20 protein-coding genes are annotated in these 20,658 nt (G+C 67.2%); 11 read left to right on the top strand and 9 right to left on the bottom strand.

All coding sequences use genetic code 11. The annotated features are described in order from the left end of the window. The first annotated feature begins 32 nt into the window (after positions 1-32). The gene (locus tag ABIB58_RS13260; protein WP_045810900.1) at positions 33-1,334 is read left to right on the top strand and encodes a PQQ-dependent sugar dehydrogenase; all 1,302 of its coding nucleotides are present in this window, start codon (positions 33-35) and stop codon (positions 1,332-1,334) included. Here ABIB58_RS13260 and ABIB58_RS13265 read toward each other — a convergent pair. Further along, complete coding sequence (locus ABIB58_RS13265) at positions 1,331-2,569, bottom strand: argininosuccinate synthase (RefSeq protein WP_045810901.1); 1,239 nt, start codon at positions 2,567-2,569, stop codon at positions 1,331-1,333. The two genes, ABIB58_RS13260 and ABIB58_RS13265, sit on opposite strands and share 4 nt — an antisense overlap. A 190-nt stretch (positions 2,570-2,759) precedes the next feature. Between ABIB58_RS13265 and ABIB58_RS13270 the strand changes: the two genes are divergently transcribed. Continuing rightward, on the top strand, positions 2,760-5,636 hold the full coding sequence (locus ABIB58_RS13270) for a M16 family metallopeptidase (RefSeq protein ID WP_354041425.1): 2,877 nt from the start codon (positions 2,760-2,762) through the stop codon (positions 5,634-5,636). A 97-nt stretch (positions 5,637-5,733) separates the two neighbouring features. Here the strand turns inward: ABIB58_RS13270 and yihA are convergent, their stop codons facing one another. From yihA to rpmH, 4 genes are read right to left on the bottom strand one after another with little or no spacing between them, the layout of a single operon-like run. Continuing rightward, positions 5,734-6,387, bottom strand: coding sequence for a ribosome biogenesis GTP-binding protein YihA/YsxC (gene yihA / locus ABIB58_RS13275; RefSeq protein WP_354041428.1), 654 nt, complete (start codon positions 6,385-6,387; stop codon positions 5,734-5,736). Then, positions 6,384-8,180 carry a membrane protein insertase YidC gene (yidC, locus tag ABIB58_RS13280; RefSeq protein ID WP_354041432.1) on the bottom strand — a complete coding sequence of 599 codons (1,797 nt, stop codon included), beginning with the start codon at positions 8,178-8,180 and terminating at the stop codon, positions 6,384-6,386. Before yidC ends, yihA begins: the two co-directional genes overlap by 4 nt. Continuing rightward, positions 8,177-8,581, bottom strand: a complete 405-nt coding sequence (gene rnpA / locus ABIB58_RS13285; RefSeq protein ID WP_354041435.1) for a ribonuclease P protein component — start codon at positions 8,579-8,581, stop codon at positions 8,177-8,179. Before rnpA ends, yidC begins: the two co-directional genes overlap by 4 nt. Positions 8,582-8,611: 30 nt before the next feature. Further along, complete coding sequence (gene rpmH, locus ABIB58_RS13290; protein WP_003164000.1) at positions 8,612-8,746, bottom strand: 50S ribosomal protein L34; 135 nt, start codon at positions 8,744-8,746, stop codon at positions 8,612-8,614. A 126-nt stretch (positions 8,747-8,872) separates the two neighbouring features. Here rpmH and ABIB58_RS13295 point away from each other — a divergent pair, with 126 nt between their 5' ends. Then, on the top strand, positions 8,873-9,622 hold the full coding sequence (locus ABIB58_RS13295; RefSeq protein ID WP_292078204.1) for a TVP38/TMEM64 family protein: 750 nt from the start codon (positions 8,873-8,875) through the stop codon (positions 9,620-9,622). After that, a complete protein-coding gene (locus ABIB58_RS13300) occupies positions 9,619-11,091 on the top strand; it encodes a sensor histidine kinase (RefSeq protein ID WP_354041442.1) in 1,473 nt (490 codons plus the stop codon). Before ABIB58_RS13295 ends, ABIB58_RS13300 begins: the two co-directional genes overlap by 4 nt. Positions 11,092-11,097: 6 nt before the next feature. Here the strand turns inward: ABIB58_RS13300 and ABIB58_RS13305 are convergent, their stop codons facing one another. Beyond that, positions 11,098-11,361, bottom strand: coding sequence for a hypothetical protein (locus ABIB58_RS13305; protein ID WP_039246564.1), 264 nt, complete (start codon positions 11,359-11,361; stop codon positions 11,098-11,100). Between the two features lie 146 nt (positions 11,362-11,507). Here ABIB58_RS13305 and ABIB58_RS13310 point away from each other — a divergent pair, with 146 nt between their 5' ends. After that, positions 11,508-12,008, top strand: coding sequence for a hypothetical protein (locus tag ABIB58_RS13310; RefSeq protein WP_354041446.1), 501 nt, complete (start codon positions 11,508-11,510; stop codon positions 12,006-12,008). Positions 12,009-12,056: 48 nt separating this feature from the next. Here the strand turns inward: ABIB58_RS13310 and ABIB58_RS13315 are convergent, their stop codons facing one another. Next, positions 12,057-13,106: a ribonucleotide-diphosphate reductase subunit beta gene (locus tag ABIB58_RS13315; protein ID WP_354041449.1), complete on the bottom strand. Its 1,050-nt coding sequence runs from the start codon at positions 13,104-13,106 to the stop codon at positions 12,057-12,059. Positions 13,107-13,279: 173 nt separating this feature from the next. Beyond that, positions 13,280-15,403 (bottom strand): response regulator, encoded by a 2,124-nt coding sequence (locus tag ABIB58_RS13320; protein WP_354041451.1) that lies wholly within the window; start codon positions 15,401-15,403, stop codon positions 13,280-13,282. Positions 15,404-15,535: 132 nt separating this feature from the next. On the opposite strand from ABIB58_RS13320, the gene ABIB58_RS13325 reads away from it, so the two are divergent. The 6 genes from ABIB58_RS13325 to ABIB58_RS13350 all read left to right on the top strand — a co-directional run bounded on the left by ABIB58_RS13325 (position 15,536) and on the right by ABIB58_RS13350 (position 19,847). After that, positions 15,536-16,324, top strand: a complete 789-nt coding sequence (locus ABIB58_RS13325) for a nucleotidyltransferase family protein (protein ID WP_039246573.1) — start codon at positions 15,536-15,538, stop codon at positions 16,322-16,324. Between the two features lie 13 nt (positions 16,325-16,337). Continuing rightward, positions 16,338-17,111, top strand: coding sequence for a metallophosphoesterase family protein (locus tag ABIB58_RS13330; RefSeq protein ID WP_185225515.1), 774 nt, complete (start codon positions 16,338-16,340; stop codon positions 17,109-17,111). Positions 17,112-17,190: 79 nt separating this feature from the next. After that, positions 17,191-17,652, top strand: coding sequence for a hypothetical protein (locus ABIB58_RS13335; protein ID WP_052247746.1), 462 nt, complete (start codon positions 17,191-17,193; stop codon positions 17,650-17,652). A gap of 80 nt (positions 17,653-17,732) precedes the next feature. Next, positions 17,733-18,347, top strand: a complete 615-nt coding sequence (locus tag ABIB58_RS13340; protein WP_354041459.1) for a hypothetical protein — start codon at positions 17,733-17,735, stop codon at positions 18,345-18,347. A 195-nt stretch (positions 18,348-18,542) separates the two neighbouring features. After that, positions 18,543-19,175 (top strand): LysE family translocator, encoded by a 633-nt coding sequence (locus ABIB58_RS13345; protein ID WP_045810913.1) that lies wholly within the window; start codon positions 18,543-18,545, stop codon positions 19,173-19,175. Between the two features lie 99 nt (positions 19,176-19,274). Then, on the top strand, positions 19,275-19,847 hold the full coding sequence (locus tag ABIB58_RS13350; protein WP_039246594.1) for a CC0125/CC1285 family lipoprotein: 573 nt from the start codon (positions 19,275-19,277) through the stop codon (positions 19,845-19,847). Positions 19,848-19,890: 43 nt separating this feature from the next. Here the strand turns inward: ABIB58_RS13350 and ABIB58_RS13355 are convergent, their stop codons facing one another. After that, positions 19,891-20,658, bottom strand: a complete 768-nt coding sequence (locus tag ABIB58_RS13355; RefSeq protein ID WP_156146787.1) for a DUF6065 family protein — start codon at positions 20,656-20,658, stop codon at positions 19,891-19,893.

A 20,658-nucleotide genomic window follows, 5' to 3' on the forward strand; every position in this document is an offset into this window, starting at 1 on the left:
ATCTTGGGCCGTCCGTCGGGACTTCTGGCGTCATGAAGACCGTCCGCCTGCTGGCCCTGCTGTCCCTGCTCGTCGCCGCGCCTGTCAGCGCCAGGGCGGCGCAAGGCGCCTATGCGACCGACGGCGACTGCGGCGGGCGGCCCATGACCACCGTGCGGATGGCGCCCGGCTATTGCCTGGGGCTGGTCTGGCAGGGAACGGGGGCCGAGGGACCGCGAATGCCGCGCGGCCTGCTGGCGCTACACGACGGCGACTGGTTGGTGACGGATCTGGGCAGTTGGGATCAGGGACGCGGCGCGATCTGGCGGCTGTCGTTCGGCGTCGACGGTGCGCCGCGCTGGCGCCAGCTGGCGCAAGGCCTGAGCATGCCGCACACGGCGGCGCGCGGGCCGGACGGGCGCATCTATGTGTCCGAGATGAACCGCATCCTGACACTTGACCCCGACGCGGCCGATCCGGCGGCGACGGTGCGCACCGTGATCGGCGACCTGCCTGACAATCGTCTGCACGCCAATCGCCACCCCCTGTCCAGCTTCGTCTTCGATGAGAACGGCGACCTGCTGGTCAATGTCGGCGCCCCCAGCGACCGCTGCGTGGATGCGCGAGGCCGGGCGCGCGCCAATGCTTCCGGCGCCTGCATCGACAGCGCGGCGACGGCCCAGGTGCGGCGTCACGCCTATCTGGGCAACGGCCGCTGGGCCGACGACAGCACCGTTTTCGCCTCGGGCCTGCGCAACTCCATCGCCCTGGTCCGGCACCCGTCGGGCACGATCCTGCAAGGCGAGAACTCCGTCGATCTGACCACGCCCGACCATCCCTATGACGAGATCAATGTCCTGCGTCAGGGCGGCCATTACGGCTGGCCCTATTGCGTCGATCTGGCGACGCCCCTGCCGGGCTGGAGCGCGGGCCAGGCGCGATGCAGCCAGCGCGACCGCCCGGTCGCCCTGCTGCCGCCGCACGCCGCGCCGCTGGACCTGATCTATTACGACGGGGCGATGTTTCCCGAACTGCGCGGCCGGCTGCTGATGAGCTGGCACGGATATCGTCGCGCGGGCGGCCGGATCGTGGCGGCCGAGACGGATGGCGAGGGCCGCCCGCTGACCGATATCGGCGGCCGCTACGCCATCTATCCCCGGGGCGCCCTGCCCTATCCCGCCGGCGCGCCCAGCGTGCGAGGCAAGGTTCTGACGCCGGGCTGGGACACGGTCGCAGGCCTTCAGCCGCGCGGCGCGCCGGTCGTGCTGGCCGTCGCCGCCGACGGATCGATCTGGGTCACGGACGACCGAAACCGGGCGATCCTCAGGATCGCCCGGTCGGATAAGACGCCCTAGCTCTTGCGTGCGTCGCGCTTGGCCAGGACGCGCAGGCGAAGGGCGTTCAGCTTGATGAAGCCGGCCGCGTCCTTGTGGTCATAGGCCTGGACGCCTTCTTCGAAGGTCACCAGGTCCTGATCGTACAGGCTGTTGGGGCTTTCGCGGCCGATCACCGAGACATTGCCCTTGTACAGCTTGACCTTGACCGTGCCGGAGACGTTTTCCTGGCTCTTGTCGATGGCGGCCTGCAGCATCTCGCGCTCGGGCGAGAACCAGAAGCCGTTGTAGATCAGCTCGGCGTATTTCGGCATCAGCTGGTCCTTCAGGTGCATGGAGCCGCCGTCCAGGGTGATGCTTTCGATGCCGCGGTGGGCCGCGATCAGAATGGTCCCGCCGGGGGTCTCATAAACGCCGCGCGACTTCATGCCGACGAAGCGGTTCTCGACCAGGTCCAGACGGCCGATGCCGTTGTCGTGGCCATACTGGTTCAGGGCGGTCAGGATCGTGGCGGGCGACATGGCCTCGCCGTTGATCGAGACGGCGTCGCCCTTTTCGAAGCCGATCTCGATGACGGTGGCCTTATCCGGCGCGTCTTCGGGGCTGATCGTGCGCTGGTGGACGAACTCGGGCGCCTCGACCGCCGGGTCTTCCAGCACCTTGCCCTCGGACGAGGAGTGCAGAAGGTTGGCGTCGACGCTGAAGGGCGCCTCGCCGCGCTTGTCCTTGGCGATCGGGATCTGGTTCTTCTCGGCGAAGTCCAGCAGGGCCTCGCGGCTGCGGAATTCCCACTCGCGCCACGGGGCGATGACGCGGATGTCGGGCTCCAGCGCGTAATAGCCTAGCTCGAACCGGACCTGATCGTTACCCTTTCCGGTTGCGCCGTGACAGACGGCGTCGGCGCCGACCTGACGCGCGATCTCGATCTGGCGCTTGGAGATCAGCGGCCGGGCGATGGAGGTGCCCAGCAGATAGTCGCCCTCATACTGAGCGTTTGCGCGGAACATGGGGAAGACGAAGTCGCGCACGAACTCTTCGCGCAGGTCGTCGATGAAGATGTTCTCGGGCTTGATGCCCAGCTTCAGCGCCTTCTCGCGCGCCGGACCCAACTCTTCGCCCTGGCCCAGATCGGCGGTGAAGGTCACGACCTCGGCGTTATATTCGGTCTGCAGCCACTTCAGGATGATCGAGGTGTCCAGCCCGCCCGAATAGGCGAGGACGACTTTCTTGACGGGCTTGTCGGCGGGGGCGGACATGGCGGCTCTTTCAGCAAGGGGCGGTCAGTCGGGGAGTTGACGCGCGCATAAGACCGGGGGTGCGGCGATGCAACCTTTTCCGGGTCGCGCGGGGGAGAACATGAACCTTTCGTCATGTTCCATTTGGTCGCGTTGCCAGGCGGCAGACCGGCGTTATGGTCCCCCCCAACTGCAATCCCGAGGATATCGCATGCGCCGCACTGGCTCTCTCGTCGCCGCCGCCGCCCTTCTGGCGGTTTCAACGCCTGTCTGGGCCTCCGTGGCCGCTGCACCCGCCGCCCAGGCCGCTGGTCAGGCCGCTGGTCAGGCCGCCGCGCCCGCCGTCCAGGCCGCGCCGGTGTCGGAGCTGATCAACGAAGTCGACATCCCCTATACCAAGTTCACCCTCGACAACGGTCTGACCGTCCTGGTCCACGAGGACCACAAGGCGCCCGTCGTCGCCGTCTCCGTCTGGTACAATGTCGGCTCCAAGGACGAGCCGGCCGGCAAGACCGGCTTCGCCCACCTGTTCGAACACCTGATGTTCGGCGGCTCGGAAAATGCGCCCGGCAGCTATTTCACGCCGATGCGCAACATGGGCGCGACCGACATGAACGGGACCACCTATTTCGACCGCACCAACTATTTCGAGACGGTTCCGACCCCGGCGCTGGAACAGGCCCTGTTCATGGAAAGCGACCGCATGGGCTACATGCTGGGCGCGATCAGCCAGGAGACGCTCGATCTGCAACGCGGCGTCGTCCAGAACGAAAAGCGTCAGGGCGACAACCAGCCCTATGGCCTGAACCAGTACAAGCAGCTGGAGGCCCTGTTCCCCGAAGGCCACCCCTATCGCCACTCGACCATCGGTTCGATGGCCGACCTGGACGCCGCCTCGATGCAGACGGTGCGCGACTGGTTCACCTCCAACTATGGCCCCAACAACGCCGTTCTGGTGCTGGCCGGCGACATCACCCCCGCCAAGGCGCGTGAACTGACCGACAAATACTTCGGCCCGATCGCCAAGGGTCCGGTGAACAATCCCGCCCAGGCCCCGGTGCCGACCCTGTCCGCCCCGCTCAGCGAAACCACCCACGACCGCGTCTCGAACGCCCAGGTCGAGGTCAGCTGGGCCGTGCCCGGCATGCTGGACCCGGATTCCGTGCCGCTCAGCGTCGCTGCCTCCGTGCTGGGCGGACTGGCCTCCTCGCGCCTGGACAATGAGCTGGTGCGCGGCGAGCAGACCGCCGTTTCGGCCAGCGCCGGCAACAGCGCCTTCCACCGCGTCGGCATCTTCGAGATGAGCGCCACGATCAAGCCGGGCGAAGACCCCGCCGCCGTCGAGGCGCGCATGCGCGAGATCCTGAACGGCCTGATCGCGAACGGCCCGACGCAGGACGAGATCAACCGCGTCGTCACCCAATACGCCTCGCGCCGCATCCAGGGCCTGGAACAGGTCGGCGGCTTCGGCGGCAAGGCCACAGCGCTCGCCGAAGGCCAGCTCTATGCCGGCGATCCTGAGTTCTACAAGAAGCAACTGGCCGCCTACGCCGCCGTCACGCCGGCCCAGGTCAAGGCGGCGATGCAGAAGTGGCTGACCCGTCCGGCCTATACGCTGACCACCCTGCCCGGCCAGCGCGAAGCCTATCAGGAGGCGGCCGCCGCGCCGTCCGGCGCCAACCGCACCCCGGCCCCGGAAATCGAACGCAAGCCGCGCATGCCCAAGCCCGAGATCGGTCAGGTCGCCAACGTCGACTTCCCGGCCGTCGAGCGCACCCGCCTGTCAAACGGCATGGAGGTGATCTACGCCCAGCGCGACGCCACCCCGACGACGAAGATCGCGCTCGACTTCGACGCCGGTCTGGCCGCCGACGACCGGTCCAAACTGGGTCTGCAGACCCTGATGCTGGACCTGATGGACGAGGGCACCCGCACCCTGAACGCCACGCAGCTGGCCGAGGCGCAGGAAGCCCTGGGCGCCAGCATCACCACTGGCGCGACGATGGATAGTTCGGTCGTCCAACTGTCGGCGGTGACGCCGAACCTGAAGCCTTCGGTGGATCTGATGGCCGAGGTTGTGCGCAATCCCGCCTTCGCCCCGGCCGAGCTGGAGCGCCTGCGCGCCACCCGCCTGTCGCGCATCGCCGCCGAACGGACCCAGCCGGCCGCATTGGCCAGCCGCGCCCTGCCGGAACTGATGTATGGGCCGAACAGCCCCTATGGTCGTCCGTTCAGCGGCAATGGCGACGAGGCCAGCGTCAAGGCGATCACCGACGCCGACATCCGCGCCGACTACGCCAAGTGGATCCGTCCGGACAACGCCAAGCTGTTCATCGTCTCCGACCGGCCCCTGGCCGAGCTGACGCCGATCCTGGACAGCGCCTTCGGTCAATGGGTCCCGCCCGCTTCGGCCAAGGCCGTCAAGGACTTCTCGGCCCCGATCCCGGCCGCGACGCCCAAGATCGTGCTGATCGACCGCCCGCAATCGCCCCAGTCCTACATCATGGGCGGCGAGGTTCTGGGCCTTTCGGGCACCGACGACCTGTTGGTGCTGAACGCGGCGAACAATGTGCTCGGCAACGACTTCCTGTCGCGCATCAACTCGGACCTGCGTGAGACCAAGAGCTGGTCCTACGGCGTCAACGCCTCGGTCAATCCGTTCGCCGGACGCGTGCCCTATCTGATCACCGCCCCGGTCCAGGCCGACAAGACCGGCCCGGCCATCGAAGCCCTGAACCAGCAGTTCAACGACTTCCTGTCGGGCGGCAAGGGCGTGACGCCCGAGGAGCTGCAACGCACGATCAACGGCAACACCCGCCGTCTGGCCGGCAGCTACGAGACCTCGGCTGCGGTCCTCGGCGCCATGCGCTCCAACGCCCTGCTGGGCCGTCCGGACGACTATCCGGAAACCATCGCGGCGCGCACCAACGCCCTGACCGCAGCCCAGCTGGACGCCGCCGCTAAGGCCGCCATCGACCCGTCCAAGTTCGTCTGGGTCGTGGTCGGCGACGCCTCGGTGGTCAAGCCGCAACTGGACGCGCTGGGCATCCCCGTCGAAGTCCGCGCGGCGGCTCCCGCCGCCCAATAGGGCGACGACCGGCTAGAACGACGAAGGCCCGGAGAGCGATCTCCGGGCCTTTTCTTTTTTGCCGTCATGCTCGGGCCTGACCCGATGACGAGGGCCACTAGTCCAGCGTCGCGCCCGTCGTGCGCATGATCTCGGCGCGCAGTTCCGGCAGGCCCAGACCCTTTTCAGACGAGGTCAGGGCCACCACCGGGAAGGCGGCGGGGCGTTTGGAGACGGCCTTCAGGGTCGCGGCCTGCACGGCCTCGCCCTCGCCCTTCTTCAGCTTGTCGGCCTTGGTCAGGACGATCTGATAGCTGACGGCGGCCAGGTCCAGCGCATCCAGCGCCTCCGTATCCACCGATTTCAGCCCGTGGCGGCTGTCGATCAGCAGATAGACCCGCTTCAGCGTCACCCGCCCGCGCAGATAGTCGCGGCCCAGATCCTGGAACTTCTTGACCGTGGTCTTGGACGCCTTGGCCCAGCCGTAGCCGGGCAGGTCGACCAGACGCATCCGGCCGTCCAGGTCGAAGAAGTTGACCTCGCGCGTGCGGCCCGGCTCGTTCGAGGCGCGGGCCAGCTTGTGCATGCCCACCAGCCCGTTGATCAGGCTGGACTTGCCCACGTTCGAACGCCCGGCGAAGGCGATCTCGGGCAGGTCGGGGTCGGGCAGCTGCTCGATCTTGGCCGCGCCCATGACGAAGTTCGCAGGCCGCGCGAACAGAATGCGCGCCGCCTCGATGTCCTCGGGCGTGAACTCGGTCTCGTCGATCACGCCGGCGACTTCTTGAACCGGGCGAAGAACGCATCGATCGGGTTCTCGGCCTTGTAGCGGTGCATGATCACATACTGCTGCAGGATGGTCAGGATGTTGGACCAGGCCCAGTAGATCAGCAGGCCCGCCGCGAACGGCGCCATGATGAAGGTGAACAGCAGCGGCATGAACTGGAAGATCTGGCGCTGGACCGGATCGGCCGCCGGCGGGTTCATCGCCGTCTGCAACCACATCGTCAGGCCGTAGGCGATCGCCAGCAGACCCAGGTGCAGCGGGCCGGCCAACAGGCCGCCGATCAGCGGCGCCATCGCCGGATCCCACGGGATCAGGCCGAACAGGTTCCAGATCGACGACGGGTCGCGCGCCGACAGGTCATGGATGAAGCCCAGGAACGGCTGGTGACGCATTTCGATGGTCACGGTCAGCACCTTGTACAGGGCATAGAAGACCGGGATCTGCAGCACCAGCGGAAGGCATCCGGCGACCGGATTGATCTTCTCGCGCTGATACAGGGCCATCGTCTCCTGCTGCTGCTTCTGCGGGTCGTCTTTGAACTTCTTCTTGATCTCCTCCATCTTGGGCTGGAGGTTCCGCATCTTGGACATCGAGGCGTAGGCGTTGTTGGCCAGCGGGAACATCACCAGCTTGACGATGACGGTCAGGGCCAGAATGGCGACGCCGAAGCTGCCGACCACGCCATAGACGTTCTCCAGGATCCAGAAGATCGGACGCGTCAGGAACCAGAACATCCCCCAGTCGATCGCATAGACGAAGCGCGGCAGGTTCAGGCTCTGCTCATAGGATTTCAGCACCTCGGCGCGCTTGACGCCGGCGAATAGGCGCTGGGTCTCGGTCGCGGTCGCGCCGGGCTGGATGGTGCGGGTGGTGCCCAGGACATTGGCTTCCAGCTGCTGGGCGCCGTTCAGGTCGCGCACGCGAAACTCGGTTTCGACCGCCTCGTTCTGCTGGGGCAGCAGGGCCGCCAGCCAGTATTTGTCGGTGATGCCCAGCCAGCCGCCGGTCGAGGCGTTCTCGATCCGCGGCTCCTTCAGCCAGTCCTTGTATTTCTTCTGCTCGGTCCGGTAGTCGCCCGGCTTGCCGAAGGTGCCGATCGCGCCCTCGTGGACGATGTGCGACGAGCCGGCTGCGGGCGGCACGCCCTGGCGCTGGACGCTGCCGTAGGGGGCGATGGTGATCGCCTGCGTGCCCAGGTTCTGGACCGTGTCCTGGACCGAGAAGACGTATTTGTCGTCGACCGAGATCACGCGGGTGAAGCGCAGGCCCTGGCCATTGTCCCAGGTCAGGGTGACCGGCGTCTTCGGCGTCAGGGTCGACCCGTTGGTCAGGCGCCAGACGGTATTGGGTCCGGGCACGCCGCCGGCGACATTGGGGCCGGTCCAGCCGAACTGGGCGAAATAGGCGTTCTGCATGCCCTGCGGGCGGAACAGCTCCACCGGCTGGGGCTTGTCCTGAACCTCGCGATAGTCGGTCAGGAAGAGGTCATCGATCCGGCCGCCCTGAAGCGACAGCGACCCTTTCAGCGTGCCGGACTGGATCGGCACACGCGCGGCGGTGCTCAGCGCCTGGCTGCGGTCGGTGACGAAGGTCGGGCCCTGCGGGCTCAGCGCCGTGCGCGCGGCGTTGTCAGCGGTCTGCGACTGCTCGGCCTGGGCCTGCTGTTGCACGGCGCGGCGCTCGGCCTGCGGGCGCAGCACGGCGAAATAGTAGATCCCCATGATCAGGACCGAGCACACGATGAAGATGATCGTGTTGCGCGTGTTTTCGTTTTTCATGGATTCTGGCGGTCCTGGCCGGAGGGGGCGCGGGCGTGCGAAGGCCGATCGGCCTTGGGTGTCGCCAGCCTTGTAAGCGTCGATTTCACGTCGTCAAGCAGACGGTCCCACGCACGCTCGGTCGTGCCCATGCGGGCGATGAAGACATAGTCGCTTCCGGGCACGCCATGCTGGGCCAGCATGGCCCGTGCGGCCTCGCGCAGACGGCGTTTGGCGCGGTTGCGCTGGACCGCCCCGCCGATCTTCTTGGTGGCGGTGAAGCCCAGGCCGATGTGCGGCGAACCGTCGCCGCGCTCCAGCCGCTGGATCACCACGGCGCCGCGCGCCTCGGAAGCGCCTTTGGCGGCCGCCAGGAACTGGGGCCGCCGCAACAGACGCTTGATCTGTAAAGGGTCGCTCATGCGTCCAAAAGACCCGGACGCGTAAGCCGCTTACGCCGTCAGGCGCTTGCGGCCCTTGGCGCGACGGCGCGCAACAATCTTCTGGCCGTTCTTGGTGGCCATCCGGCTGCGGAAGCCGTGACGGCGCTTGCGCACGAGTCGCGACGGCTGATAGGTCCGCTTCACGGTCGGCTCCTGACGTTAAAAGGTTGGGCGACGGGGCAAGAGGCGTCCGCCGCAGGAAGGGCGGGCGTATAAGTCGCATGTCCGCGTGAGTCAACGCTCGGACGGCATTTCGGGACGATGAAACGGATGGCGAAACGAACGGCGAAGGAATGGGCCCTGCGGCTGGCGCCGTTGGCGGCCATCGCCGGCCTGGTGATCGCCTTCTTCGCCCTGGGCTGGAACCGCTATCTGTCGATGGATCTGATCCGCGAGCACGGGCTGAACCTTCAGGCCTATGCGCAGCAGAACTGGTGGATCGCGCTGGTCGCCTTCATCGCCGTCTATGCCCTGGCGACCGCCTCGACCATTCCAGGACCTGTCTTCCTGACCCTGCTGGGGGGGATGATGTTCGGCCCCTATGTCGGGGCCCTGGCCCAGTCGACGGGGGCCACCATCGGTTCGGTCGTCATCTATTATGTCTATCGCACCTCGATCGGTTCGTGGCTGCGCGCCAAGTTCGAGGCCGACGCCGGCTTCATGGATCGGCTGGCCAAGGGCATCGACCGCAACGCCTTCACCACCCTGTTCACCCTGCGCGTGATCCCCAGCGTGCCGTTCGTGCTGGTCAACGCGACGGCGGGGATGATGGCGGTGCCTCTGAGACCCTACATCATCGCCACCTTCATCGGCCTGCTGCCGTCCACCTTCATCTACACCTGGATCGGATCGCAGCTGGGCGGCCTGCTGCGCGCCGGCGTGCGGCCGGACCTGCCGATGCTGCTGCAACAGTTCTTCTGGCCGCTGATGGGCGTGGTCTTCCTGTCCCTTCTGCTGCCCATCGGCATCAAGCTGTTCCAGATGATCCGCGCCCGCCGGATCGGGGCGACGGCGGCATGAGCGCCCTGTTCGACCGGATCGCGGTGCGGCTGAACCTGACGCCGGACCAGGCCAATCTCTGGCGCGAGCGCCTGACTCCGCGTGCACCCGATGGCCTGTCGGCGCGGCTGCTGTTGCTGACCGTCGCCTTCACCCTGGCGGTCGAGGCCCTGATCCTGGGGCCGAATCTCGCGGCCTTCCATGAACGCTGGCTGCGCGACCGGCTCCAGGCCGCCGAACTGGCCTCGGTCGGGGTCGAGGCCCTGCCCTATAGCGCGGTCGAGGACGACACGGCCGCCGAGCTGATGCGGATCGGCGGGGTTCAGGCGGTCGCCCTGACGGAGCAAGGCGTACGCCGCCTGCTGCTTCAGGCTCCCAACCTGCCCCGCGCGCCCGAACTGATCGACCTGAGGCGTCAGGACAGCTGGTCGCGCCTGACCGACCCGTGGCGCACCCTGTTCGGCCATCCGGACCGCTCGCTGCGGGTTCAGGCCAAGCCGCGCTATCGTTCCGGCGACTTCATCGAGATCGTCACCCCCGCCCAGCCGTTGAAGCTGGAACTGCGCGCCTTCCTGCTGAACAGCCTTTTGGTGTCCCTGCTGGTGTCGGTGACGGCGGGCGCGCTGCTGTATGGCGGTCTGGCCCTGCTGGTGCTGCGGCCGCTGCGTCGCGTCACCCGCTCGATGGAGCGGTTCGCCGCCGATCCCGAGAGCGAGGCCGAGGCGCCGTCCGACCGTCACGACGAGATCGGCCGCGTCGAGCGCGAACTCAGCAGGATGCAGGAGGAGGTGCGCCATTCGCTGCGCTCTCGCGCCCGTCTGGTCGCGCTGGGCGAGGCGGTGGCCAAGATCAACCACGACCTGCGCAACATGCTGACCTCGGCCCAGATGGCGTCCGAGCGGCTGGCGACCTCCGCCGACCCCCAGGTGGCCAAGGCCCTGCCCCGGCTGGAGCGCGCGCTCAGCCGCGCCGCCGGCCTGTCGCGCAATGTGCTGGAATACGGCAAGAGCGAGGAGCCCGCGCCCCAGAAGACCCGCGTCGTCCTGACCAAGGCCCTGACCCTGGCGGCCGAGGACGCCGGGCTGGATCCCGACGGCGTGCGCCTGGTCAAACAGCTGCCGCCCCGGTTCGCCGTCGAGGCCGACCCGGATCAGCTGTATCGCATCCTGGTCAATCTGATGCGCAACGCACGCCAGGCCATCGAGGCCGATCCGACGCGTCCGCCCGAGCGGCGCGGCAAGGGGGCCATCACCGTCAGCGCCTTTGGTCAGGACGGCTTCTGCGTCGTGCGCATCGCCGACGACGGCCCCGGCATTCCGCCGCGTCTGGCCGAACGCCTGTTCGAACCCTTCGTCAGCTCAAAAAGCTCGGACGGTTCGGGCCTGGGCCTGACCATCTCGCGCGAGCTGGCCGCCCTTCACGGCGGCGATCTGCGGCTGGTCGAGACCGACGGTAAAGGCGCCGTTTTCGAGCTGCGCCTGCCGGGCTGAACCGCCCTATTCCAGACCGTCGTCCGACACGACGAAGGGCCGGTTCTCCGCCTTGGCCTGGGCCGCGAGTTCTTCCTGAACCAGATGCCAGCGCCGCAGACGCTCATAGTCGATGGCGTGCTCGGGCGAGGCGTCCAGCCAATGGCGGAAGTCCTCGATCTGAAGCCGGGCGTCTGCGGCGGTCGTATCGGGCAGAGCCGGCACGTTCGGCAACTGGCGCGCGACATCCGCAGGAATGGGGAAGTCGCCGGACGCGGTGCTCAGGATCATCGATCTTCTCGGCTAGGCTGCGGTCGGGAGAGATCGACCATGACGCGAAGCCAAGCCTTTCGCCACCTTTTCATCGCTGCGGCGTTGTGCAGCAGGATCACAATGGCCAAGCTGCGGGCAACGCCTCGGCCTCGGGAGAGACAGTCATGATCGTTCGCACCGTCGTCGCCGCCGCCATGCTGGCCGCCGCCCTGACCGCGCCCGTCGCCGCCCAGACGACCACGGCGCCGGCGACCGCCGACCCCTATCGCGATCAGCGCGCCCTGCCCGACCCGGCCGATCCCGCCAGCCGCGACGCCCTGCTGAAGGCGCGGGGCGAGGCCTATCACCGGGCCAGCGACGCCCAGCAGACCGAAGAGGAACTGCGCACCACCCGCGCCCTCAACGACGAGATCGCCGCCCAGAACGCCCTGGCCGACAAGACCGACGCCGCCAACCGTCTGGACTACGACGCCGCCCTGGCCCGTCATCAGATCGAGATCAGTCAGGCCGAGGAACAGGCGCGCGCCGCCGCCGAAACCGCCCGTTTGGCGCAGGAAAAATACGACCGCGACTACGCCGCCTGGCAGGAACAGGTGCGCCTGTGCCGCACGGGCTTCCGCCCCGCCTGCACCGCCCGGCCAGCGTGGGTCGAACCGGCGCAATAAGTTGGCCAGCTTCGCGACGGCGATCGAACGCCGCTAGCGCGGCTAGGGTCAGCCCGCGACCATACTCATGTCGCGGCGCGCCATCATGCGGTCGAACTCGCTCCAGACGCCGTCGGCGCCGTGCCAGTTTCCTTGCGTCGCCGCCTTGGAATATTCGGTGGCGCGGGCCTCGAAGAAGTTGGCGTGTTCGACGCCGCTGAGCAGCGACTGCAGCCAGGGCAGCGGGTTTTTCGTCACCCCATAGACTTCCGGCAGTTTCAGCTGACGCAGGCGCCAGTCGGCGATGAAGCGGATGTACTGCTTGATGTCCTCGGGCGTCATGCCGTTCACCGAGCCCATCTCGAAGGCCAGGTCGATGAACTTGTCCTCCATGTTCACCACCGTCTTGCAGCAGTCGACGATGTCGTCCGCGACCGACTTGGTGACGGCGCCCGTCTCCTTGTTGAAGGCGTGATACAGCTTGATGATGCCTTCGCAGTGCAGGCTCTCGTCGCGCACCGACCAGGACACGATCTGGCCCATGCCCTTCATCTTGTTCTGGCGTGGGAAGTTCATCAGCATGGCGAAGGACGCGAACAGCTGAACGCCTTCCGAGAAGCCGCCGAACATGGCCAGGGTCCGGCAGATGTCGGCGTCGGAATCGACCCCGAACTGGCCCATGTAGTCGTGCTTGTCCCGCATGGCCTCATATTCCATGAAGGCGCCGAACTCGCTCTCGGGCATGCCGATGGTCTCGAGCAGCAGGGCGTAAGCCGCGATATGGATCGTCTCCATATTGCCGAAGGCGGCCAGCATCATCTTCACCTCGGTCGGTTTGAAGACCCGACCGTAGCGTTCCATGTAGTTGTCCTGAACCTCGATGTCCGCCTGGGTGAAGAAGCGGAAGATCTGGGTCAGCAGGTTGCGTTCGCCGTCGTTCAGGGTCGAGGCCCAGTCCTTGACGTCCTCGCCCAGCGGCACCTCCTCGGGCATCCAGTGGACCTGCTGCTGCTTCTTCCACATGTCGAACGCCCACGGATAGCGGAACGGCTTGTAGGCGGCCGACGGGGTCAGAAGACCGGCGCGCTCGGGGAGGATGATCGGAGTGATGGCGTTCATCGAACTGGACCTGAGGGCGATTCCAAACAGGCGTTCACCATGCGATGCGACGATCCCGGCGCCAAGTCGAAACAGGTCTATTTTGCGATCACAATTTATCGCGACCGCTAGATGTTGTGTCCGTGCCGCACATTCCTGGGGACGCACCTGGGGATGAAGCCGCGCCCGACGGCTCAGGCGGCTTGGGCGTCCAGGCGAGTTGCGGCCGCGCTCAGCGTCTCGTCGATGGCGGCGTAGAGCTTGGCCTGGGTCACCGGCTTGGCCAGATGGCCGTCCATGCCGGCGGACAGGCACCGGGCGGCGTCTTCGGGCATGGCCTCGGCGGTGACGGCCAGGATCGGCGTCTGGCTGGCGGGATCGGCCAGGGCGCGGATCGCGCGGGTGGCGGCCAGACCATCCATCACCGGCATGCGCACATCCATCAGGATCAGGTCGAAAGCCTCGGCCGAGGCGGCGTTCACCGCCTCCTGCCCATCGCACGCCTCGGCGGTGTCGCAGTCGGCGGCCTGCAGCATGATGCGCAGCAGATCCCGATTGGCCGGGTGGTCGTCGACGATCAGCACCCGCATACGGCGGCTGTCCAGCGGCGCGCCGCCGTCCGTCTCGACTGGGGCCACGATGGGCGCCTCGATCTCCACGGTGAAGGTCGAACCCTGCCACTGGACGCTTTCGACGACGATGGTTCCGTTCAGGTGCTCGGCGTGGCTCTTGGCCAGGGCCAGGCCGACGCCCGCCCCCTCGTGGGCGCGGCTGGTGGAGGCGTCCGCCTGTTCGAACAGGCGGAACACGCCCGCCAGGGTCGCGGCGTCCATGCCGCAGCCGGTGTCCGACACGGCGATCCGCAGCCGGGCTTCGAGCCGATCGACCATGACGGTCACGCCCCCGTGCGAGGTGAATTTCGAGGCGTTCAGCGTCAGGTGATGCAGGATCTGGCGCAGACGCCGCATGTCGGTCAGCACCCAGCCCTCGGCGTCCGGCGCGATGCGCAGGTCGAAGGTCAGGCCGCGGATTTCGGCCCACTCGCGCGCCGGCGCCACGGCGTCCTGGATCAGGGCGCGCAGATCGGCGGGCTTCAGCACGACCTCGTCGCCGCCGCGCGAAATCTCCAGCAAGTCCTCCACCAGACGCAGCATGGATTCGCCACATTGGCGCACCGCATTGACCTGGCGATGACCCTCCGCGTCCAGGCTGGTCGAGCGCGACAGCAGGTCGGCATAACCGGTGACCCCGGTCAGGGGGGTTCGCATCTCATGGCTCATCAAGGCCAGGAAGCGCGACTTCGCCTCGTCGGCGCGTCTGGCTCGGGCCAGGGCATCCAGCGCCGCCGACGTGCGCGCCCTCAGACGCGCCGTCAGACGCCGACGCTCGGTCGACAGGGTGGTGATGGGCAGAACCGACCCCACGACGCACAGCAGGAACAGATGAAACACATTCATCTGGCGCATCACTTCAGGCAGGGCCGCCAGAACCGGATCGGACGGCAGACGGGTCAGCACGACCGGCCCATGCCCGCCCAGCGTCGCGGCGCCCCCTATGGCCGCGACCAGCACCACCGCACAGGCGGTGGTCGGCGGACCCAGCCGGAAGGCCAGAAGGATCAGCGGCGGAAACACCGCGAACATCACCGGCGCCGATGTCTGGGTGAAGACCCACAGCGTGACGCCGCCGACCAGCACCAGCAGGGCGGCCGCCTCGGTCATCGTGGCCTGGGCGTCGTCGCGGAAACGGTGATTGCGCGCCAGCAACAGCAGGGACGGCGTGACGATCATCATCGCCAGCAGCTCCATGTCGAACAGGTGGTGCATGCGGAACGCCAGCGTGCCCGGCACCTTCCAACTCATCAGCACCGCGACCGCGCCCGCCAGCAGGGTGCTGATCAAGACGGCCGGCACGGCGGCGAAGACGGCGAAGCGGAACAGACGCCAGGGCCGTCGCATATCCAGCGCGGCCCCGCAGAAACGGCGCGCCAGGACGGCGGCGACGCAGACCTGCGTCAGGGTCAGGGCGACATTGGTGAACATCATCACGCCGGGATCGCCGCGCACGATGTTGCTGACCAGATTGATCGCGGCGCAGGCGAGCATCACGCCGATGGCCTGGCGGCGATGAAGCTGAAGGACGGCGGCCAGCAGCACGGCATTGGCCGGCCACAGAACCGTGGCGCCGAAGGCATGCATGCTCCACTGGGCGACCGACAGGCACAGGGCGAACAAGGCCACATAGGCGTAGGGCGACGGCCCAGCCGCGCGGCCGGCCTCGTGACGGAAAAACCGCCAGCGCCCGCCTTCTGCGTTCACCCACTTCAGCCCCATGACGTAACGGTGACACGCAGGGGTTAAGGATCCCGTAGCGGCCGACCTAGGTAGGATTGCGGAACCGCCGTTCAGCGTCGCCGTTTACTCGCCCTTGCCAGCAAAGGGCCCCAGTCGATGTCAGACGTGATCGCCGAACCGACCTTCGAGCCGCCGGCGGACGCCCTGGCCTTCTATGAAGAGAGCCTGCGCCTGCTGAAGGAGAGCGGCATTCCCTTTTTGCTGTCGGGCACCTATGCGGTCACGGCCTACACCGGCATCCGTCGTCCGACCAAGGATCTGGACGTCTTCTGCAAGCCCGGCGACTACCCCCGCATCCTGGCTTTCTTCCAGAAGCACGGCTATCGCACCGACGTCGAGGACGAGCGCTGGATCGCCAAGGTCTGGAAGGACGAGAAACACTTTTTCGACGTCATCTTCGCCATGTCCAACGGCACCATCGCCGTGTCCGACAGCTGGTTCAGCGAGGACCGGATCACCGTCTATGGCCATCAGGTCCAGATCACCCCGCCCACGGCCCTGATCCTGTCCAAGGTCTTCATTCAGGACCGCTATCGTTACGACGGCGCCGATGTGAACCACGTCATCCTGAAACAGTCCGACGCCATCGACTGGAAGAGCCTGCTGGACCAGATGGACCTCTATTGGGAGGTGCTGGCGGCGCACCTGCTGAACTTCCGCTTCGCCTATCCGACCGAGCGCGACCGGATTCCGCGCTGGCTGATGGAAGAGCTGGTTCAGCGACTGACGGCCCAGATCGATCTGCCGGCGCCGCGCGTGAAGGTCTGTCGCGGCCGGCTGTTCAGCCCGCGCGACTATGTCGCCGACGTCGCCGAATGGGGCTTCGGCGATGTGGTGGGCAAGGGGCTGGAGGAACGCCACGACCCCGTCCACCTGGGCCACTGAAAGGTAAGCCGCCATGACTGACGCCGTCCCCGATCCCCAGACGACCCAGCCCGGCCTGGAGCCCGGCCCCGCCAAGACCCTGCGTGTGGCCGCCGTCGGGGACCTTCATGTCGGCGAGACCACCGAGCATCGCTATCGCGACCTGTTCGAGCGGGTGTCGGACGACGCCGATGTCCTGTGCCTGTGCGGCGACCTGACCAACTACGGCAAGACGCCCGAGGTCGAGCGGCTGCTTGAGGATCTCAAGCTCTGCAAGATCCCGATGGTCGGCGTGCTGGGCAATCACGAGCACGAGTGCGGCCAGCCAGAGGTCGTCACGAAGATGCTGACCGACGCCGGGGTCAAGATGCTGACCGGCGAGGCCTATGAGATCGACGGCGTCGGCTTTGCGGGCGGCAAGGGGTTCGTCGGCGGCTTCGGCCGCTACATGCTCTCGTCCTTCGGCGAGGCTTCGATCAAACGCTTCGTGCAGGAGGCGGTCGAGGACGCCAATCTGATCGAGAACTCGATCCGCATGCTGCGCACCGAACGCTCGGTCGTGCTGCTGCACTATGCGCCCGTGGTCGAGACGGTGATGGGCGAACCGCCCGAAATCCACGCCTTCCTGGGCTCGTCGCGCCTGGCCGAGACCATCGATCGCTACGACAACGTCCGTCTGGTCGTTCACGGCCACGCCCACCGCGGCGGGCCGGAGGGACGCACCACCAAGGGGACGCCCGTCTATAATGTCGCCCTGCCGGTGCTGAAGACTTTGGGCGACAAGCCCTATCGGGTCTTTGAAATCTGATCGGACTGTAGGAGGGTGCGGCCGGGGCTGGGATGCAGCCTCGTTCGGGGCCGCACGGCGGCCCGTCGTGGAGTTTCCGATGCGCCTTCTGTCTTCCGCCGCGGCCGTCGCCGTTCTGGCCCTGACCACGCCCGCCTTCGCCGCCGGTCAGGCCGCCGCCCCTGCCCCTGCGCCCCAGGCCGCTCCGGCGCCTGAACCGGCCGAAGAGGCGGACAGTCCCGAGGAAGCCGCCTTCGAAGCCAAAGCGGAAGCCTTCGGTCAGGTCATGGAGACGATGGCCGGCGAGATGCAGGCCGCCGCAGCCCAAGCCGACAAGACCAAGGCGAAGGCCGACTTAGACGCCATCCAAGCCAAATATCAGCCCCAGGTCGACGCCTTCGCCGAAGACGTCCAGACGTTCGCCATCAGCAGCGGCCAGGCGACGCCCGAACAGCTCGCGCCTGCGATCCAGCAAATCAAGGGCATCCCTGCCGATGTCCGAGGCAAGATCGACGCCGCCGCTGCAGCCCCAGCCGCCGCTGCGCCGGCAACACCGCAGTAAGCCGAGCCTTACCGCGATTTCACTTGAGACGGGGCGGCTGAGGGCGGAGTTTGCGCGGGTCATTCAACGGGAGCCGTCCCATGATCCGCCTGCTCAGCCTGACCGCCGCCCTGGCGCTCGCGCCCCTGTCTTCGGCCCTGGCGCAGACCCCCGCGCCTGCGCCAGCGCCTGCCTCTGCCGAGACCGCCGAGGCCCGGATGGAAGCCGCCGCCGAAGCTTTCGAGGCGCGCATGGAGGCCTTTGGCGAACGGGCCGAGGCGATTTCCGAAGATGAGAGCCTGAGCGAGGCCGAACGCGGTCGTCGCATCGCCGCTCTGTGGTCGGACTATGCGCCCGACGTCGCCGCCTTCACCGCCGAAACGACCAAACACGCCAATGAAATGGCCGCCCAGGCGCTGAAGAACATCGACGTCGACGCCATCGTCGCCGACGCCTTGAACGACCCCGAGGTCAAACAGGCGATGGAAGAGGGCATGCAGAAGGGCGTCGTCACCGCCGAAGGCATCGCCCGCAACAGCGCCTGGACCAATCCGACGCCCGAGCAGATGGAGACCTACAGCCTGGTCGCCCAATACGCTCTGGACCAGGCCGCCGACGCCGTTGTCGAGGACGAAGCGGCCGCCGAGGTTCCCGAAGCGCCCGAGGCGCCGGAAGCTCCCGAACCGCCGGCGCCCCCGGCCCGTCCGGCCGCCTGACATCCTTGTCTCCTCCCCATGAAATGGGAGGGGGACCGCGCAGCGGTGGAGGGGCTCTTTGGATGGCCCAGATGCCTATTGGTGCTGAAGACCCCTTCCGTCATGACGCGAAGAGGCGCCGCGCCACGTCCCCGCGACGCGGGGAGGAGACAGAGCGCCTTGACCGCGCCCGACTAAGCAGCGACATCGCGCCGCATGCCCGCCCTGCCCGTCGATCCGCACCTTTATTCGACCTTCCTCGGCGTCATGGCGGTGATGGCGATCACGCCCGGCCCCGCCAATCTGTTCGCCGTCGCCACCGGCGTTGAAAAGGGCCGCGCCTCGGCCCTGATCGGCGTCTTGGGCATGAACGCCGCGACCCTGGTGTGGTTCGGCGCAGCGGCCCTGGGTCTGGGCGCCCTGGTCAAGGCCTTCCCCGCCGCCTTCAAGGTCATCGCCGTGCTGGGCGCCCTCTATGTCGCCTGGCTGGGGATCAAGGCGCTGCGCGGCGCCTTCGCCACCGCCGCCGATCCGGATGAGGTGGTCGTCAAAAAGGGCCGCAGCGCCCTGATCGACGGGTTCGCCGTCCAGATCGCCAACCCCAAGGCCATCCTGTTCTTCACCGCCGTCCTTCCGCCCTTCATCGACGTGAACCGCCCGGTCGCCCCGCAGATGGCGATGTTCGCCATGGCGGCCATCGGCATGGATATGGTGTCGATGAGCACCTACGCCCTGTCCGGCGCCGCCCTGTCGCGCCGCATGCAGCAACCGCGCTTTCGCAAGGGCTTCGGCGTCTTCGTCGGCCTGCTGCTGATGGTCGCCGCTGTCCTGATCGTTCTCAGGCTCTAGACGCCGCGACGCTTCGTCATACAGTGGTCGGGAACGCCTTCGTTCATGCTCCGTTCAGCCGTCAGAGCGCCCGAATGGGCGATCAAGGAGTTTGATGTCATGAAAACCCTCCCCCTGAAGACCCTGGCGGCGACCGTCGCCGCCGGTCTGGCCCTGGCGGCCTGCGCCACCGCCACCCCGTATCAACCCGCCGGCTTCAACGGCCAGCGTGGCGGCTATGCCGAGCAGCGCCTGGAGAACAACCGTTTCCGGGTCAGCTTCTCGGGCAATTCGCTGACCTCGCGCGAACAGGTCGAACAGTCGTTGCTGCTGCGTTCGGCCGAACTGACGGTCGAGAGCGGCTATGACTGGTTCGCCACCGTCAACCGCGCCACCGACCGCGACACCCGCTTCGTCGGCACGCCCGACCCGTTCTATTCGGGCTACAACCGCTTCTACAGCCCCTACTGGGGTCCGTCGTGGCGCTACTATCGCAGCGGCTTCTGGAGCCCGTGGGACCGTTACGGCCCGTGGGGCGTCAATGACTTCGACGTCCGTCAGGTCGATCGCTTCGAGGCCAACGCCGAAATCGTCCTGGGTCGCGGCCCCAAACCCGCCAACGACCCCAACGCCTTCGACGCCCGCGAGGTGATCCAGAACCTGGGTCCGCAGGTCACCCGCCCGGCGGCCTGATGCTGAAAGCCCCTCTCCCCGGCGTGGAGAGGGGCTTTTTCTTTCACCCCACGCGCGGCGACTTCAGCCGGCGCTTGTTGGAGTGGGTCGCCGGCGCCGTGCCCAGATCCTCCGGCACCTCGCCCTTGAAGTAGTAGCGCTGCCAGGCCTCCTTGGCCGCATCCGGATCGCCGCCGGCCAGACGCTGGTTGAAGTCAGTGCGGGCGCGGTTCCAGGCCTCGAACTGGCCCTTCATCACCGGGTTGGATTCCAGCGTGCGGATGATCGGCTGGAACTGCTCGACCTTCTTGTGCTCGATCAGATTGATGAAGCAGAAGGGTTCGCCCTTCTCGAAGGTGATCCGCCCCGGCCGGGTGAAGATCCAGTTCATCGTGAAGGGGAAGGGCAGCCAGTCCGTCTCGATCAGGCCGACCAGCGGCTGGATGCCGTCCTTCACATGGTTGGGCGACCCCGAACACATCATCCCCCAGCCAGGCGGCGTGCGGAACAGATATTGCGGATGCATGGTCAGCACCCCGCGCGAGAAGTGCGAGGTGACGAAATGGGCCAGATCGTGCTGGGGCCGATCCGGCGTGATGACGATGTCCTCCTGGCGCGGACCGCCGTTCCACTCGGCCGAGAAGCCGAAGGGGCACAGGATTTCCCACCCCGTCGTGTTGGCCATGTTCAGCGGCAGGCAGCGATAGGGGTGGCGGCTGATGAAGGCGTCCATCCAGTTGCGCGACTGGCGGCCGGGCACCAGGTCCGGCGGCCGGGCCGTCATCGGATAGCATTCCAGTTCCAGCGGGCGCGTGTTGACGGTATCGACCAT

Origin of the sequence: Brevundimonas sp. UYEF29 (genome assembly GCF_040546195.1) — a bacterium.
Lineage (GTDB): Bacteria > Pseudomonadota > Alphaproteobacteria > Caulobacterales > Caulobacteraceae > Brevundimonas > Brevundimonas huaxiensis.